The 14,969-nt window shown below is 54.1% G+C and carries 14 protein-coding genes; 10 read left to right on the forward strand and 4 right to left on the reverse strand.

Features of this window, described 5'->3' with window-relative positions:
- Nucleotides 1-16: 16 nt before the first annotated feature.
- Entirely contained in the window at nucleotides 17-502 is a 486-nt protein-coding gene (locus CJA_RS00955; protein WP_041550822.1) for a DUF4265 domain-containing protein, read from the reverse strand.
- A 65-nt stretch (nucleotides 503-567) separates the two neighbouring features.
- On the opposite strand from CJA_RS00955, the gene CJA_RS00960 reads away from it, so the two are divergent.
- The 8 genes from CJA_RS00960 to CJA_RS00995 all read left to right on the forward strand — a co-directional run bounded on the left by CJA_RS00960 (nucleotide 568) and on the right by CJA_RS00995 (nucleotide 7,781).
- Nucleotides 568-1,836 (forward strand): M48 family metalloprotease, encoded by a 1,269-nt coding sequence (locus CJA_RS00960; RefSeq protein WP_012485877.1) that lies wholly within the window; start codon nucleotides 568-570, stop codon nucleotides 1,834-1,836.
- Between the two features lie 170 nt (nucleotides 1,837-2,006).
- Nucleotides 2,007-2,555 carry a TRAP transporter small permease subunit gene (locus tag CJA_RS00965; protein ID WP_012485878.1) on the forward strand — a complete coding sequence of 183 codons (549 nt, stop codon included), beginning with the start codon at nucleotides 2,007-2,009 and terminating at the stop codon, nucleotides 2,553-2,555.
- Nucleotides 2,549-3,931, forward strand: coding sequence for a TRAP transporter large permease (locus tag CJA_RS00970; protein WP_012485879.1), 1,383 nt, complete (start codon nucleotides 2,549-2,551; stop codon nucleotides 3,929-3,931). Before CJA_RS00965 ends, CJA_RS00970 begins: the two co-directional genes overlap by 7 nt.
- A gap of 77 nt (nucleotides 3,932-4,008) precedes the next feature.
- Nucleotides 4,009-4,404: an acyl-CoA thioesterase gene (locus CJA_RS00975; RefSeq protein ID WP_012485880.1), complete on the forward strand. Its 396-nt coding sequence runs from the start codon at nucleotides 4,009-4,011 to the stop codon at nucleotides 4,402-4,404.
- Between the two features lie 299 nt (nucleotides 4,405-4,703).
- A complete protein-coding gene (locus tag CJA_RS00980; RefSeq protein WP_049765377.1) occupies nucleotides 4,704-5,255 on the forward strand; it encodes a cytochrome b in 552 nt (183 codons plus the stop codon).
- A 71-nt stretch (nucleotides 5,256-5,326) separates the two neighbouring features.
- Nucleotides 5,327-5,911, forward strand: coding sequence for a YceI family protein (locus CJA_RS00985; RefSeq protein WP_012485882.1), 585 nt, complete (start codon nucleotides 5,327-5,329; stop codon nucleotides 5,909-5,911).
- 317 nt (nucleotides 5,912-6,228) lie between these two features.
- Nucleotides 6,229-6,534, forward strand: coding sequence for a hypothetical protein (locus CJA_RS00990; RefSeq protein ID WP_041550825.1), 306 nt, complete (start codon nucleotides 6,229-6,231; stop codon nucleotides 6,532-6,534).
- The gene (locus tag CJA_RS00995) at nucleotides 6,531-7,781 is read left to right on the forward strand and encodes a type II toxin-antitoxin system HipA family toxin (RefSeq protein WP_012485884.1); all 1,251 of its coding nucleotides are present in this window, start codon (nucleotides 6,531-6,533) and stop codon (nucleotides 7,779-7,781) included. The genes CJA_RS00990 and CJA_RS00995 overlap by 4 nt, the downstream gene beginning before the upstream one ends.
- A 75-nt stretch (nucleotides 7,782-7,856) precedes the next feature.
- Here CJA_RS00995 and CJA_RS01000 read toward each other — a convergent pair whose 3' ends face one another.
- The gene (locus CJA_RS01000; protein WP_012485885.1) at nucleotides 7,857-8,726 is read right to left on the reverse strand and encodes a YicC/YloC family endoribonuclease; all 870 of its coding nucleotides are present in this window, start codon (nucleotides 8,724-8,726) and stop codon (nucleotides 7,857-7,859) included.
- Nucleotides 8,727-8,865: 139 nt separating this feature from the next.
- Between CJA_RS01000 and rph the strand changes: the two genes are divergently transcribed.
- Entirely contained in the window at nucleotides 8,866-9,585 is a 720-nt protein-coding gene (gene rph, locus CJA_RS01005) for a ribonuclease PH (protein WP_012485886.1), read from the forward strand.
- Nucleotides 9,586-9,858: 273 nt separating this feature from the next.
- On the forward strand, nucleotides 9,859-12,468 hold the full coding sequence (cel3A, locus tag CJA_RS01010) for a beta-glucosidase Cel3A (protein WP_012485887.1): 2,610 nt from the start codon (nucleotides 9,859-9,861) through the stop codon (nucleotides 12,466-12,468).
- A 93-nt stretch (nucleotides 12,469-12,561) separates the two neighbouring features.
- On the opposite strand, the gene metF is transcribed toward cel3A, so the two are convergent.
- Together metF and ahcY are read right to left on the reverse strand one after the other, a co-directional pair.
- Complete coding sequence (metF, locus tag CJA_RS01015; protein WP_012485888.1) at nucleotides 12,562-13,410, reverse strand: methylenetetrahydrofolate reductase [NAD(P)H]; 849 nt, start codon at nucleotides 13,408-13,410, stop codon at nucleotides 12,562-12,564.
- Nucleotides 13,411-13,490: 80 nt separating this feature from the next.
- Nucleotides 13,491-14,879: an adenosylhomocysteinase gene (ahcY, locus tag CJA_RS01020; RefSeq protein ID WP_012485889.1), complete on the reverse strand. Its 1,389-nt coding sequence runs from the start codon at nucleotides 14,877-14,879 to the stop codon at nucleotides 13,491-13,493.
- Nucleotides 14,880-14,969: the final 90 nt, after the last annotated feature.

Here is a 14,969-nt window from a genome sequence, read left to right on the forward strand (position 1 = left end):
TATCGGGGGCAGGGCCTTATTCCGGCTTTAAAATGTCCTGCCACCAATTGAGTGGCGTAGTGCCATCCTGGGGATCATAGACATTGCCGTACATCCACTGGCTCTGGCCGTCCTGGCCCACATGGCGGTTGAGGATGGCTTCAATCGCCTCAAAACCGCAGCTGACATGGATGGCGTAGCCCAGCATACGCGGGGTTTCGCGCTCCAGTTCACCCCCGAGTTTTTCCAGTTCGGGGGTGATCCGGTCGCTCAGGTGTTCTATATCCGTGCGACTGAAAACGCGGATGCTCAGGTTGCCACTGCGTTTGACCAGCTCAAATTCGCGGGTTTCCGGCAGCATCCTGACCCGGTCGCCACTGGCCAGGCCTTTGGCAAAGGCGGGGGATTGCACCAGTTGCAGGGTGCCATCTTCCAGCTCGCGTACCTGAAGCTGTTCTACAATGGCTTGGCCATTTGCGCCCAGGCCGGCAAAGAGTTCGATAACTTGAAGGGCTTGCGCCACGGGGTTCACCTCGGATTTAAAAAAGCTGTGGCATTATAGCCGCCTCTGTCACAAGGAGTCCTACTATGAAAAACCTTGCCCGTCTTATTGCTGTGGGTTTGGCTCTGGCTGCCCTGAGCGGCTGTGTGGTCAACCCGGTCACCGGAAAAAGCCAGATTTCACTGATGTCGCCAGAGCAGGAAATTGCTACTGGTGCCCAAAACTATGAGCCCAGCCAGCAATCCCAGGGCGGCCAGTACACGGTCGACCCGGCATTGACGACCTATGTGCAGTCGGTGGGCAGGAAGCTGGCAGCCGTGAGCGACAGGCCCAGCCTGCCCTATGAGTTTGTCGTGCTCAACAACGATGTCCCCAACGCCTGGGCTATGCCCGGAGGTAAACTGGCCATCAACCGCGGCCTGTTAATGTACCTGGAAGACGAAGCCCAATTGGCCGCTGTACTCGGCCACGAAATCGTTCACGCCGCTGCACGCCACGGCGCCCAACAGCAGACCCAGAATGTACTCCTGGGGGCAGGGGTATTGTTGACCGGGGTTGCCATCTCCCAGAAGAAACCGGAATACGGCGCCCTCGCAATAGGTGCATTGGGCGTGGGTGCCACCGCCTGGCAGGCCAAATACGGCCGCAACCATGAGCTGGAATCCGACCGTGTCGGTATCAAATATATGGCCGAGGCGGGTTACGACGCCCAGGCGGCGGTGGAGTTGCAGCAGATTTTTGTGAAGCTGTCGGAAGGGCGCAATGCCGGCTTTATCGACGGCCTGTTTGCCAGCCACCCGCCTTCACAGGAGCGTGTCGACGCCAACCGCAAAACTGCCGCCCAGTATCCCGGTGGTGTGCGCAACAAGACCCAATACCAGCGCGCGATTGCCCAGTTGGTGAAAGACAAGCCGGCTTACGAGAAATACCAGAAAGCCCAGCAGCTGGCGGCCAACAAGCAATACATTGATGCCCTGGCCTATGCGGATCAGGCGGCCAGGGCCCAGCCCAAGGAAAACCTGTTCTGGGAGCTGAAAGGCCAGTTGTTATTGCAGCAAAATAAACGCGATGAGGCGGTAGTTGCCCTGGATAAAGCCATCCAGGCTAACCCGGCTTACTTCAAACCCTATGTCTTCCGCGGTATCGCCTACAACCAACTGGGCAAGCGCGACCTGGCCGAGAAAGACCTGCTCACCAGCCAGCGCTACCTGCCGACCCAGATCGCAACTTACTACCTGGGTGAGATTGCCCTGGCCAAGGGCAACCGCAGCCAGGCTACCGAGTATTTCCAGCAGGCTGCCCAGGGCGGTGGGGAAATTGGTGAGGCAGCCCAGGCGCAATTGGGCAAAATGTAGCTTTCCTGCAAACTGTACCTATAAACCCGGCCTGGTGCCGGGTTTGTTTTTTTAGTGTCCTTTAACCATTTATCACCGGTAAATTCGCGTATTGTGCGGGCTTATCGCTATAATCCCCGCCCCTGAACTACCCCATAACAACAACGCACCAGTACAGTTACAGGCCCCTAATGTCCCAGCTGATTTCCCGGTCCGCCAAGGATTCCCCCAGCGCTATACGCTGGCTGGATGCCATTACCGATATCACCGGCTCCACCACTGCCTGGCTTACCCTGGCCATGGTGCTCATCTCCAGCCTGGTGGTTATCCTGCGCCATGGTTTCAACATAGGCTCCATCGCCCTGCAGGATTCTGTGACCTACATGCACGGTATGGTGTTTATGATGGGCGCTGCCTACACCCTTAAACAGGGCGGCCATGTGCGGGTGGATATCCTCTACAACCGCTTTTCACCGCGCAGCCGCGCCTGGGTCGATGCCCTGGGCAGCCTGGTATTTACCTTGCCGGTGGTGGTGTTCATCGGCTGGGGCAGTTGGGATTATGTGATGCGCGCCTGGGAGATTCGCGAAAGCTCCAACGACTCCGGTGGATTGGGTGGGGTTTACCTGTTTAAAACCCTGCTGCCGCTGATGGCCCTGAGCCTGGGGTTACAGGCGTTCGCGGAATTGCTGCGCAACCTCTGGTATTTGATGCAGCCAGCGGAGTCCACAGCATGCTGATCGAGTTGATCCCATTGTGGATGTTTATTGCCATCTGCCTCTTTATGTTATTGGGTTATCCGGTGGCCTTTACCCTGGCAGGGGTGGCCCTGGGGTTTGCCGGATTCGGTATTGTGGCCGGGGTATTTGATGCCAACCTGCTCAAAAGCTTTCCCACGCGCCTCTACGGCATTATGAATAACTACACCCTGGTGGCCGTGCCCCTGTTTGTGTTTATGGGTACGGTGCTGGAAAAGTCGCGCCTGGCAGAAGACCTGCTGGCTAACATGACCAAAGCCTGCGGGCGCTTGCCCGGCGGCTTGGGGCTGTCGGTGGTGATGGTCGGGTCGCTGCTGGCCGCCAGTACCGGCATTGTCGGTGCGACGGTGGTCACTATGGGGCTGATGTCGCTGCCGTTGATGCTCAAGCGCGGTTATGCCCCGGATTTTGCCTGCGGCACCATCTGCGCTACCGGTACGCTCGGACAGATTATCCCGCCGTCGATTGCGCTGGTGCTGCTGGGCGATGTGCTCTCCAGCGCCTATCAGCAGGCACAGTTGAAAATGGGGGTGTTCAACCCGAAAACCCTGTCGGTCGGTGATTTGTTTATTGCTGCCATAGTACCCGGCTTGGCCCTGGTTGTTATTTACATGCTGTTTGTGGTGTTTACAGCCTGGTTTCGTCCGCACATTATCCCGCGGGTACCGGTCGACACCGATGAACGCGTACCGGTATTCAAATTAGTCCTCAGCCTGTTGCCGGTGCTGTTGCTGATTGGCCTGGTACTCGGCTCCATTTTGATTGGTGCCGCCACGCCCACGGAAGCAGCGGGCGTTGGTGCATTGGGTGCCTGTTTACTGGCGCTCTTCAAAAAGCAATTAACCTGGCAGCGCCTGCGCGAGGTATCGCGCTCCACCATCCAGATCACCGCCATGATCTTCATGATCCTGATAGGCGCCTCGCTGTTTTCACTGGTGTTCCGCGGTTTTGGTGGCGAAGAGTTGGTGCACCATTTCTTCAACCAGTTGCCCGGCGGTGTGTTCACGGCGGTGCTGCTGGTGATGGTGGCGATGTTTATCCTCGGGTTTATCCTCGACTTTATCGAAATTATTTTTGTAGTGGTTCCTATTGTTGGCCCGGTGTTGCTGGCCATGGGCGTGGACCCGATTTGGCTTGGCATTATGATCGCGGTTAATTTGCAAACCTCCTTTCTCACACCGCCATTTGGTTTTGCCCTGTTTTATTTGCGCGGTGTTGCACCTGCTGCTATTCCCACCGCAGCCATTTACCGGGGCGTCATTCCGTTTGTAATGCTGCAATTATTGCTGCTCATGCTGATGGCCCTGTGGCCGGGGTTGGTCACCTGGCTGCCGGAGCAGATAGGGATGAGTAAGTAAGGGCTATTTGATCTGCCTTGCAGAAGACGGTGAGTGGGGTTCTATACTTGCAGGAACTCCACTGATCGAGTGATCCCATGCCCGCCCACACCGAATCGCCTACCGGCACCCTCACCCTGCAAACTATCAGCATGCCTGCCGATACCAATCCCTTTGGCGATATTTTTGGCGGCTGGGTGATGGCGCAGATGGATATCGCCGGCGCCATACACGCCAATGAAGTCGCCAAGGGGCGTGTGACCACCGTCGCCGTGGGCAGTATGAGTTTTATCCGCCCGGTGCCGGTCGGCGCCATCATCAGCTGCTATACCAGTACCCGCCGGATCGGCAACACCTCAATCCGTGTCTGGGTTGAAGTCTGGATCAAGGATTTCCTCACCCAAAAAATTTCCCTGGTGACGGAGGGCGAATACATCTACGTCGCCCTGGATGAACAGGGGCATAAACGTCCGGTACGCTTGGGAAATGGTTAAAAGGTGGCAGGCTAATGACTGAAAAAACCGATAAATCACTGCGAAATTTGAATGATAACGCACGAAAAAATCGATAGGTTTACTGCTGTTTGTCGTCGTATTTTTCATTAACTCCTTGAAAAACAAAAAATTATTGTAATTATGACGCGCTCGCCTGACAGCCAGTCGGACACGGACTAGACTCAGCGCGGATGCCAGTCCCGACTATAACTGTTATCTTCACGCCCATTCGCCACTGGGGTCGGGATCGCTGGGATCTCCCCCCGTATTATCGGGCGCTCAAACCACTGGGGTTTATCATGCTCAAGGACACTCGCCGTGATTACGGCTGGATCAGCATCAGTATTCACTGGATCAGCGCGCTGCTGATTTTCTTCCTGTTCGGTCTGGGTATTTATATGACCGGCCTGAGTTATTACGACGAGTGGTATCACAAAGGGCCATCACTGCATATCAGCCTTGGGTTGGTATTACTGTTGGTGATGGTCGTGCGCCTGGTGTGGCGCGGTGCCAATCCAACCCCGGAAGACCTGTCTCCCCATCGTTTAAATAATGCGTTGGCCAAACTGGTTAAGCTGGGTTTTTACCTGTTGATCTTTGCCGTCATTATCAGCGGGTACCTGATCACTACGGCAGAGGGTAAGCCGGCCGAAATATTTGGACTGCTGAAAATACCATCGATCATGGAGCTCAGTGCCAGCCAGGTAGACCTGGCCGGGGAAATCCATGAATTTTTGGCCTGGGGCATTGTCCTACTGGCAGTCCTCCATGCACTTGGTGCCCTGATGCACCATTTTGTCTGGCGCGATCGCACCCTGGTGCGGATGCTAAAACCGGGCAAGCAAAAATAGCTAAAATTTTTTTAGTATTTGATCGTTACTGTTCAATCATCCACGTGTTTATTTAATCAAGGAGTTTAATCATGTTAAAAAAATCCCTGTTGGCCTTGGCGGTTTCTTCGATTGGTTTGATGAGCTTGCCGGCCCTGGCCGATAGCTATGTGATCGATACCAAAGGTGCCCACGCTTCGATCAACTTTGCAGTGAAACACCTGGGTTACTCCTGGTTGACAGGGCGTTTCGACAATTTCAGCGGTGAATTCACCTACGATCCTGCCAAGCCGGAGGCCAGCACTATCAGCGTCACCATCGACACCACTAGTGTTAACTCCAACCATGCCGAGCGCGATAAGCACCTGCGCGGTTCGGATTTTCTCAACGTGGAAAAATTCCCCAAGGCGACATTCGTCAGCAAGCAAATCAAAGTGGATCCCGATGACAAAGATGAGTTTGATATCATCGGTGACCTGACCCTCAATGGCGTCACCAAAACCATCGTCATCGAAGTGGATAAAGTCGGCGAGGGTAAAGACCCATGGGGTGGTTACCGCGTTGGTTTTGAAGGCGAAACCCACATCAACATGCGCGACTTCAACATCAAAATGGACTTAGGCCCCGCTTCACAAATGGTGAAACTGGAGCTTCATGTGGAAGGTATTAAAAAGTAATCCAGCCATATCGGATGTATCAAAAAACAAACAGGGGGCTAAAAGCCCCCTGTTTGTTTTTAGGGGGAGTGATCGGGGATTGGTGCCACCTTGTCTTTAGTAAACTCTTACCCAGTTAACTTTTAGCCTTACATGTGGATTTAGTGCTTAAATTAACTTTTATTGGACTATATTCCTATTTTTAAAAAAATTATGGGAATATAGTCCTTGTTATTGTTGAATCTTGTAATCCTGACGCATTGATTTCTTATTTTTATGGGACTATATTCCCATTAAATGACTATTAATTGGGAATATAGTCCCTTTTTGGGGGGGTAATGGCTAAAAGAGACATGTACAGAGTCCTGTTTCCTCGAGAACACCAGATCCTGGCCAGGTTTGGCGAGGATTTGTTGCTGGCTGTGAAGCGTCGTGGGCTCACTAAACAGATGATCTGTGATCGCACGGGCTTCGATAACAAAACCATAAATAAAGTTTTTGCTGGCGACCCTGGTGTGGCGATTGGTACCTATCTGAAGGTGATGGCTGTACTGGGAATGGAGGAAAACTTTGCTGAGCTGGCAGCCCATGATGAAGTTGGCATCAAACTGCAGAATATAAAACTGTTGAGAGGCTCAAAATGAGCCGCACCGCAGTAGCGGTATATGCGTCCTGGATGCCAATTGATGCTCCCTTGTTAATTGGTCAATTAATGTTTGCTGACACCAGTCGCGGTGGGGTGTTTAGCTTTACTTATGATAAACACTTTTTGACATCTGATTATTGTTTGCAGATTGATCCACGGCTAACGCTGCACACAGGTGAGCTTTACAACGATTCTCCCGATAGGAATTTTCGCACGTTTTTGGACTCATGCCCTGATCGTTGGGGACGAATTCTTATGCAACGTCGAGCCGCCATTGAGTGTCGCAAAGGTTTGCGCCCGAGTGCGCGGCTCACAGAATTAGACTATTTGTTAGGCGTACACGATTCCTATCGAATGGGGGGGATTCGTTTTAAAACAACAGAGTCTACAGATTTTTTAGACAACGATACCGAGTTCGCAGCTCCACCCATGACATCACTGCGTGAGTTGGAGCATGCTGCCATCCAAATCGAAAAAGACGACAATATTGACAGTGATGAGTATTACCACTGGCTCAAGATGTTGATTTCTCCAGGTTCTTCATTGGGTGGAGCAAGACCCAAAGCTTGCGTAACAGACGAGCAAAACCAACTCTGGATCGCCAAGTTTCCTAATAAAAATGATACTGTCGACGTTGGTGCCTGGGAAATGGTGTGCTACGAGTTAGCCCAAACCGCAGGGGTTGACATGTTTCCAAGTGAAATCCACAAATTTTCGTCTGCGCACCATACTTTTCTAACCAAGCGATTTGATCGTATTGGAAGCAAGCGTATTCATTTTTCATCAGCCATGACACAGCTTCAGTACTACGATGGCGAACATTCCGAAGGGGCGAGTTATCTCGAAATCGCCGAGTTTTTAACAAATCATGGTGCGCAGACCAAAGCTGACCTTGCCCAGCTGTGGCGCAGAATCGTATTTAACATAGCCGTATCTAACACCGACGATCACCTTAGAAATCACGGTTTCTTACTTACCAAAAGAGGGTGGAAACTTTCACCGGCGTATGACCTTAATCCCATCGTTGGCAAACAGGGTTTGCACCTCAACATTAACGATACGTCTAATGAGCTCAACTACAGTTTAGCTTTTGATGTGATTGACTTCTTTCGCTTAACCCATGAGGAAGCTACCCGGATTTATGATGACGTACTGAGTGCAGTGAAGGAGTGGCAGGCCGTTGCGAACCGGTTGGGGATCAGTCGCAGTGAACAACTGATTAAACAACAGGCGTTTAATCTTTAGTGAGATAAGACAATGTAATATATTGGCTTATCTCATTTTTATGATGTGCAAGATCGCTAGGTAGCGGTAATAATCTTATTCAATATTCTGCACCTGCTCGCGCATCTGCTCGATCAACACCTTCAACTCCACCGCTGCCTGCGTTGTTTCACTCACCACAGATTTCGATGAAAGCGTGTTGGCTTCGCGATTTAATTCCTGCATTAAAAAATCCAGGCGGCGGCCGAGGGAGTCGGTTTGTTTGAGGCTGCGCTTGACTTCGATGACGTGGGTGTCGAGGCGATCCAGTTCTTCATCCACATCGGCTTTTTGCGCGAGCAGGACGATTTCCTGTTCCAGGCGTTCCGGGTCGAGTTCGATTTGCAGGGCGGCGAGTTTGGTGTGCAGCTTTTCGCGCTGCGCTGCGAGGATTTCGGGCATGCGTGTACGCACATTGGCGACCTGGGCGGAGACGGCGTCGAGGCGTGCCAGGATGAGTTGTTCCAGCTCGGCACCTTCGCGCGAGCGGTGTTCGATCAGGCCGCCCAGTGCCGATTCAAACAGTTGCAGAACATCGGCTTGCAGGGCCTCGCGGTCCAGTTCCTGCTTTTGGATAACGCCGGGCCAGCGCAGGATTTCGAGCGCGTTAACCGGTGCGGCGACTTCGCCGAGTAAACCGTTGATTTGCTGGGCGGCCTTGGTGAGCTGGGCTACCTTGTCCAGGTTGATGCCCAGCTCCGTTTCCCCGGCCTGTTCCCACTGGATACTCAGGCTGGCCTCTACCTTGCCGCGTTGCAGAGCCTTGCGCATGGCCTCGCGCAGGGCCGGTTCGATTTCGCGGAAGTCTTCCGGCAGGCGGAAACTGGGCTCCAGGTAGCGGTGGTTGACGCTGCGGATTTCCCAGACGGCGGTACCCCAGGGGAGTTTGGCTTCACGGCGGGCGAATCCGGTCATACTGCGTGGCATGGCATTTCCTCATGGCTGGCGGTTACCTGCGAAGTCGATAGCTGGTAGAGTTCGCGGGCTTTGATCAATGAATTGAACGCGGGATGGTATCACACCTCCCTGACTCGTATTTTTGTCCCGTTAGTCGTAAGGATTCCCTATGCAACGTCCCAGTGGTCGCAACCCCCAGGCATTACGTCCTATCCGCATTACCCGCCGCTATACCAAACATGCCGAAGGCTCGGTATTGATTGAGTTTGGCGATACCAAAGTGATTTGTACTGCCAGCGTGGTAGCCGGTGTGCCCAGCTTCCTGCGCGGCCAGGGCCAGGGGTGGTTGACCGCTGAATACGGCATGTTGCCGCGCTCTACCGGTACGCGGATGGATCGCGAAGCAGCGCGCGGCAAGCAGCAGGGGCGCACGGTGGAAATCCAGCGCCTGATCGGTCGGTCGCTGCGGGCGGCGATTGATTTGAACGCCCTGGGTGAAAACACCATCCACCTGGATTGCGATGTGATCCAGGCCGATGGCGGTACGCGTACGGCGTCGATTACCGGTGCCTGGGTGGCACTGGCCGATGCGGTGGCCTGGCTCAAAGCCGAAGGCCGGGTGACGGATGAGCCGCTGAAGCGCGCGATTGCGTCAGTATCGGTCGGGATTTACCAGGGTGTTCCGGTACTGGATCTGGATTACCCCGAGGATTCGGCGGCAGATACGGATATGAATGTGGTGATGGGCGATGATGGCGGCATTATCGAGATCCAGGGCACCGCCGAGGCTGAGCCTTTTACCGAGGCGGAATTTGCGGCCATGTTGAGCCTGGCCAAGCAGGGTATTGGCCAGTTGCACCAGTTACAGCAGCAGGCCTTGTCACACTAATCCGCGGGAGCCGCTATCCGGGGTTGTCCCGGCTGGCGGTGTGCCGATAAGCCTCTTTTTCGACCCCTGGCGCGTCATAAAAAGTAAATTTATTTCGTTCCTGGCGCGCCAACTGCTACCTTTTACTAACAAACCACGCCCCGCCAAGAGGGTGATATAAATTACGGGTAACTCCGCATTACCCGCGCATCGAGAGCAAAAAATCACCACGGCATTTATTTCCAGTTCCTTAGATAGGCCTTTACCAGGCTGTTACACAATCAGGTCATACCTATGAAAGATGATTTCCCTCAACGCTTGTTGCGCGTGAGTGCCGCATCGCTTTTGGTGCTGGCGGCACTGGCGGGTTGTGATTCCCGCGCTCCCTCTACAACAGACTCTACGACGACAGTATCTGCCGATACTGTGACGACCCAGGCCACCGAAAAGGTGGAGTGGCCAGTGCTCAACAGCGCCATTAAAAAAGACCCGGCAGTCGAGGCGCGTGTGGATGACTTGCTGGCGCGCATGACACTGGAAGAAAAAATCGGCCAACTGGTCCAGCCGGAAATTCGCCATGTGACGCCCGAGGACATTAAGCAATACCACGTCGGTTCGGTCTTAAACGGCGGTGGCAGCACACCCGGTGCCAACAAATATGCCAGCCTTGAAGACTGGGTGAAGCTGGCAGACAGCTTCTATTACGCCTCGGTGGATAAATCTGATGGTCGTATCGGTATTCCGGTGATCTGGGGTACCGATGCGGTACACGGCCTGGGTAACGTTATAGGTGCAACCCTGTTTCCGCACAACATAGGTCTGGGCGCGACCAACAACCCGGAGTTGCTCAAGCAAATCGGTTGGGCGACAGCGCGTGAAATTGCTGCGACTGGCCTGGATTGGGATTTCTCGCCTACAGTCGCCGTAGCGCGCGATGATCGCTGGGGCCGCACCTACGAATCCTGGTCGGAAGATCCGCAGATTGTCCATGCCTTCGCCGGCAAGATGGTGGAGGGACTGCAGGGCACAGGAGGTTCTGACCGACTGTTTACCCATGAACATGTTATCGCCACGGCCAAGCACTTTATTGGCGACGGCGGTACGTTGAATGGTGTGGATCGCGGTGAAACCCAGGGCGATGAAAAAGTCCTGCGCGATATCCACGGTGCCGGTTATTTCAGTGCGATTGAGTCTGGCGTGCAGGTGGTGATGGCCTCCTTTACCAGTTGGGAAGGCACGCGCATGCACGGCCACAAGTACCTGCTGACCGATGTGCTTAAAGACCGTATGGGTTTTGATGGCCTGGTGGTGGGGGATTGGAGCGGCCACAGTTTTATTCCCGGTTGTACCGCGCTTAATTGCCCACAATCGCTGATGGCAGGGCTGGATATTTACATGGTGCCCGAGCCGGATTGGAAAGAGCTGTATAAAAATCTGCTGGCGCAGGCCAAAACCGGCGAGCTTCCCATGGCGCGGGTCGACGACGCGGTGCGGCGCATCCTGCGCGTGAAAATCCGTGCGGGCCTGTTTGAAAAAGGCGCACCATCGACGCGACCGCTGGCTGGTAAAAAAGACGTGCTCGGTGCCCCCGAACACCGCGAGGTTGCCCGCCAGGCCGTGCGTGAATCCCTGGTGTTGCTGAAAAACAAAAATAATCTCCTGCCTCTCGCCCGCCAGCAAACCGTGTTGGTCACCGGGGATGGTGCCGACAATATCGGCAAGCAATCCGGTGGCTGGTCAGTGTCCTGGCAGGGCACGGGCAACACCAATGCGGACTTCCCCGGCGCTACTTCCATCTATGCCGGTATCAACGCCGTGGTGGAGCAGGCCGGTGGTAAAACCCTGCTGAGTGACGATGGCAGCTTTAGTGAAAAACCCGATGTGGCGATTGTGGTATTCGGTGAAGATCCCTATGCCGAAATGCAGGGCGATGTGGGCAACATGGCCTATAAACCACGCGACACCAGCGATTGGGAACTGTTGAAGAAATTACGCAGCCAGGGTATTCCGGTGGTATCGCTGTTTATTTCCGGCCGCCCACTGTGGGTGAACCGCGAGATCAATGCCTCGGATGCGTTTGTGGCCGTCTGGTTGCCGGGCACTGAAGGCCAGGGGATTGCCGATGTCATCTTCAGGAATGCGCAGGGCGAGATCAATTACGACGTGAAAGGCCGCCTGAGTTTCTCCTGGCCCAAGCGCCCCGAACAAACACCGCTGAACCGCGGTGATGCCAATTACGATCCGCTGTTCCCCTATGGCTATGGCCTGAGCTATGGCGATAAAGATACCCTGGGTGACAACCTGTCCGAGGAGGGTATTCAATTGGCTGAGGCTCTGGATGTGCTCGACCTGTTCAACCGTCGTCCGATTGAGCCCTGGCAATTGGAAATCATCGGTTACCAGAATGACCGTGTGCCCATGGCCAGCAGTACAGTGACCGCTTCCTCGCTGAAAATTCAGGCGGTGGATCGCAACGAGCAAGAGGACGCGCGCCGCGTGCAATGGAATGGCTCGGGACCTGGCCAGGTTGCCCTGTCAGTGGGTGATCGCCAGGATTTTATCGGCTACGTTAAATCCGATTCGGCGCTGGTCTTTGATATCAAGGTGAATGCGGCTCCCACAGTGACGACTTACCTGCGCTTGGGTTGCGGTTCTTACTGCGCATCGGATATCGACCTGACGGAAAAACTTAAAGGCTTTGCCGGACAGGATTGGCAGACAGTGACCGTGCCACTCCACTGCTACCCGAATTCCGGCGCAAACTTCGGTGTAACCCAACCGCCGGAAGAGTTCTGGACCCAGGTGCTGCAACCCTTCTCACTGTTAACCAGTGGCACATTGGATGTGACCTTTGCGCAGGTGCGTGTCGTAAAAGGTGCTGGAAAAGACGTCGCCTGCCCCTGAGGTGAAGTGAATTTTCCACCATAAAAAATCCCCCGCCAGGTCTATTCTGGCGGGGGATTTTTTTATCGGTTATCCACAGTGGAAACGCGCAGATTACTCGGTTGGGATCAACCCCAGGTTGCGTACGATCTGCGCGGTAGGCTCGGTCTGGTTCATGGTGTAGAAATGCAAGCCCGGCGCTTCGTTTTCCAGCAACACCTCACACAGCTCCGTTACCAGATCAACACCGAAGGCCCGCAGGCTTTCTTCATCATCGCCGTAATTTTCCAGGGCCTTACGCAACCAGCGCGGAATTTCAGCGCCGCAGGTATCGGAAAAACGGGTCAGGTTTTTGTAGTTGATAATCGGCATGATACCGGGGTAAATCGGCTGGGTAATGCCGATTTTGATGCACTGTTCAATAAAGTAAAAATACGCATCCGGGTTGAAAAAATATTGGGTGATGGCGCTATTGGCACCCGCATCGAATTTACCTTTCAAATAGCGGATATCGTCGCTGTAACTCTTGGCCTGGGGATGGATTTCCGGGTAGGCCGCCACTTCGAGGTGAAAGTGATCACCGAAATGCTGGCGGATAAATGCCACCAATTCATTGGCATAAACCAATTGGTAGGCGCCGCCGACACCCGAAGGCATATCGCCGCGCAGGGCCACGATGCGATCCACGCCGGTTGTCTGGTAATCCTGCAACAGGGCTTTGATCGTCGCTTCGTCGTCCCCGCCAAAGGACAGGTGTGGCGCAACACTGATGCCATCGGCTTTACATTGGGTGACCAGCCCCTTGGTGTTATCGCGTGTGGAGCCACCGGCACCGTAGGTCACCGAGAAAAAATCGGGCGCGAATTGCGCCAGCTGGTCGCGCACCCTGAGCAGCTTTTCCTTTCCCTCCGCAGTTTTGGGGGGAAAGAATTCAAAACTTAAACGAGGTTGTGAATCAATCATGTTTTTTTTCCTGTAGGTTGGGCAGTCATGCCCAACATAATTTCAACCTTGGGCATGACTGCCCAACCTACGGGTTTGCCTTAATATTTGTAGGAGTCGGGCTTGAAGGGACCTTCCACTTCAACGCCAATATACTCGGCTTGTTGTGCAGTCAGCTTGGTGATCACACCGCCAAAGCCTTCCACCATATCGCGCGCCACTTCCTCGTCGAGTTTTTTGGGCAGCACACGCACATAAATATGCTCGGCCTTTTGTTCAGCCGGCAGGTCGGCAAATTTGCGCTCGTACAGGTAAATTTGCGCGAGCACCTGGTTGGCGAAGGAACCATCCATGATGCGCGAGGGGTGACCGGTGGCATTGCCGAGGTTCACCAGGCGGCCTTCCGATAAAACAATCAAATGGTTGTTGGTGGTTTTATCGCGGTACACCTTGTGTACCTGGGGTTTTACTTCTTCCCACTCCCAGTACTTGCGCATATACGCCGTGTCGATTTCGCTATCAAAGTGGCCGATGTTGCACACCACGGCGCCGTTTTTCAGGGCGCGCAGCATGGCAGAGTCGCACACATTCACGTTGCCGGTGGTAGTGACGACCAGATCAGTCGTGCCCAGGACTATGTGGTTAATGTCGTCGTAGTGGCCGGTGGTGATGCCGTTGCTGTACGCAGACACCACTTCGAAACCGTCCATACAGGCCTGCATGGCGCAAATCGGATCTATCTCGGTGACCTTCACAATCATGCCTTCCTGGCGCAGTGATGCAGCAGAACCTTTGCCCACATCGCCGTAGCCAATTACCAGGGCTTTTTTACCGGCCAGCAAATGGTCGGTGCCGCGTTTGATCGCATCGTTCAGGCTGTGGCGACAACCGTATTTGTTGTCGTTCTTACTTTTGGTCACTGCATCGTTTACGTTGATCGCGGGCACTTTCAGGGTGCCTTTTTTCAGCATCTCCAGCAGGCGGTGTACACCGGTGGTGGTCTCTTCGGAAATGCCGTGGATGTTATCGAGCATCTGCGGGTATTTCTCGTGCAGTACCAGGGTCACATCGCCGCCATCGTCGAGAATCATATTGGCATCCCACTCCTTGCCGTCTTTGAGGATGGTCTGCTCGATACACCACCAGAACTCCTCCTCGGTTTCGCCTTTCCAGGCAAACACCGGGATACCGGCAGCGGCAATGGCCGCGGCGGCATGATCCTGGGTGGAAAAAATATTACACGATGACCAGCGCACTTCTGCGCCCAACTCCACCAGGGTTTCAATCAGTACGGCGGTCTGGATAGTCATGTGGATGCAGCCGATAATTTTGGCACCGGCCAATGGCTTGCTGTCGCGATATTTGCGGCGCAGCGCCATAAGTGCCGGCATCTCGCCTTCGGCAATATCAATTTCCTTGCGGCCCCAGTTAGCATCGCGCGCGAATTCTTCAGCCGTTTTGGCGGCAACTTTGTAATCGGTAAAACTCATGATTGAATCCTGTTTTGCACCAATCTGTAGGTTGGGCAGTCATGCCCAACCTGATCGGGATTAATGAAAATGTTATTGGGCATGGCTGCC

The sequence above is a fragment of the Cellvibrio japonicus Ueda107 genome (genome assembly GCF_000019225.1).
Classification (GTDB): Bacteria; Pseudomonadota; Gammaproteobacteria; order Pseudomonadales; family Cellvibrionaceae; genus Cellvibrio; species Cellvibrio japonicus.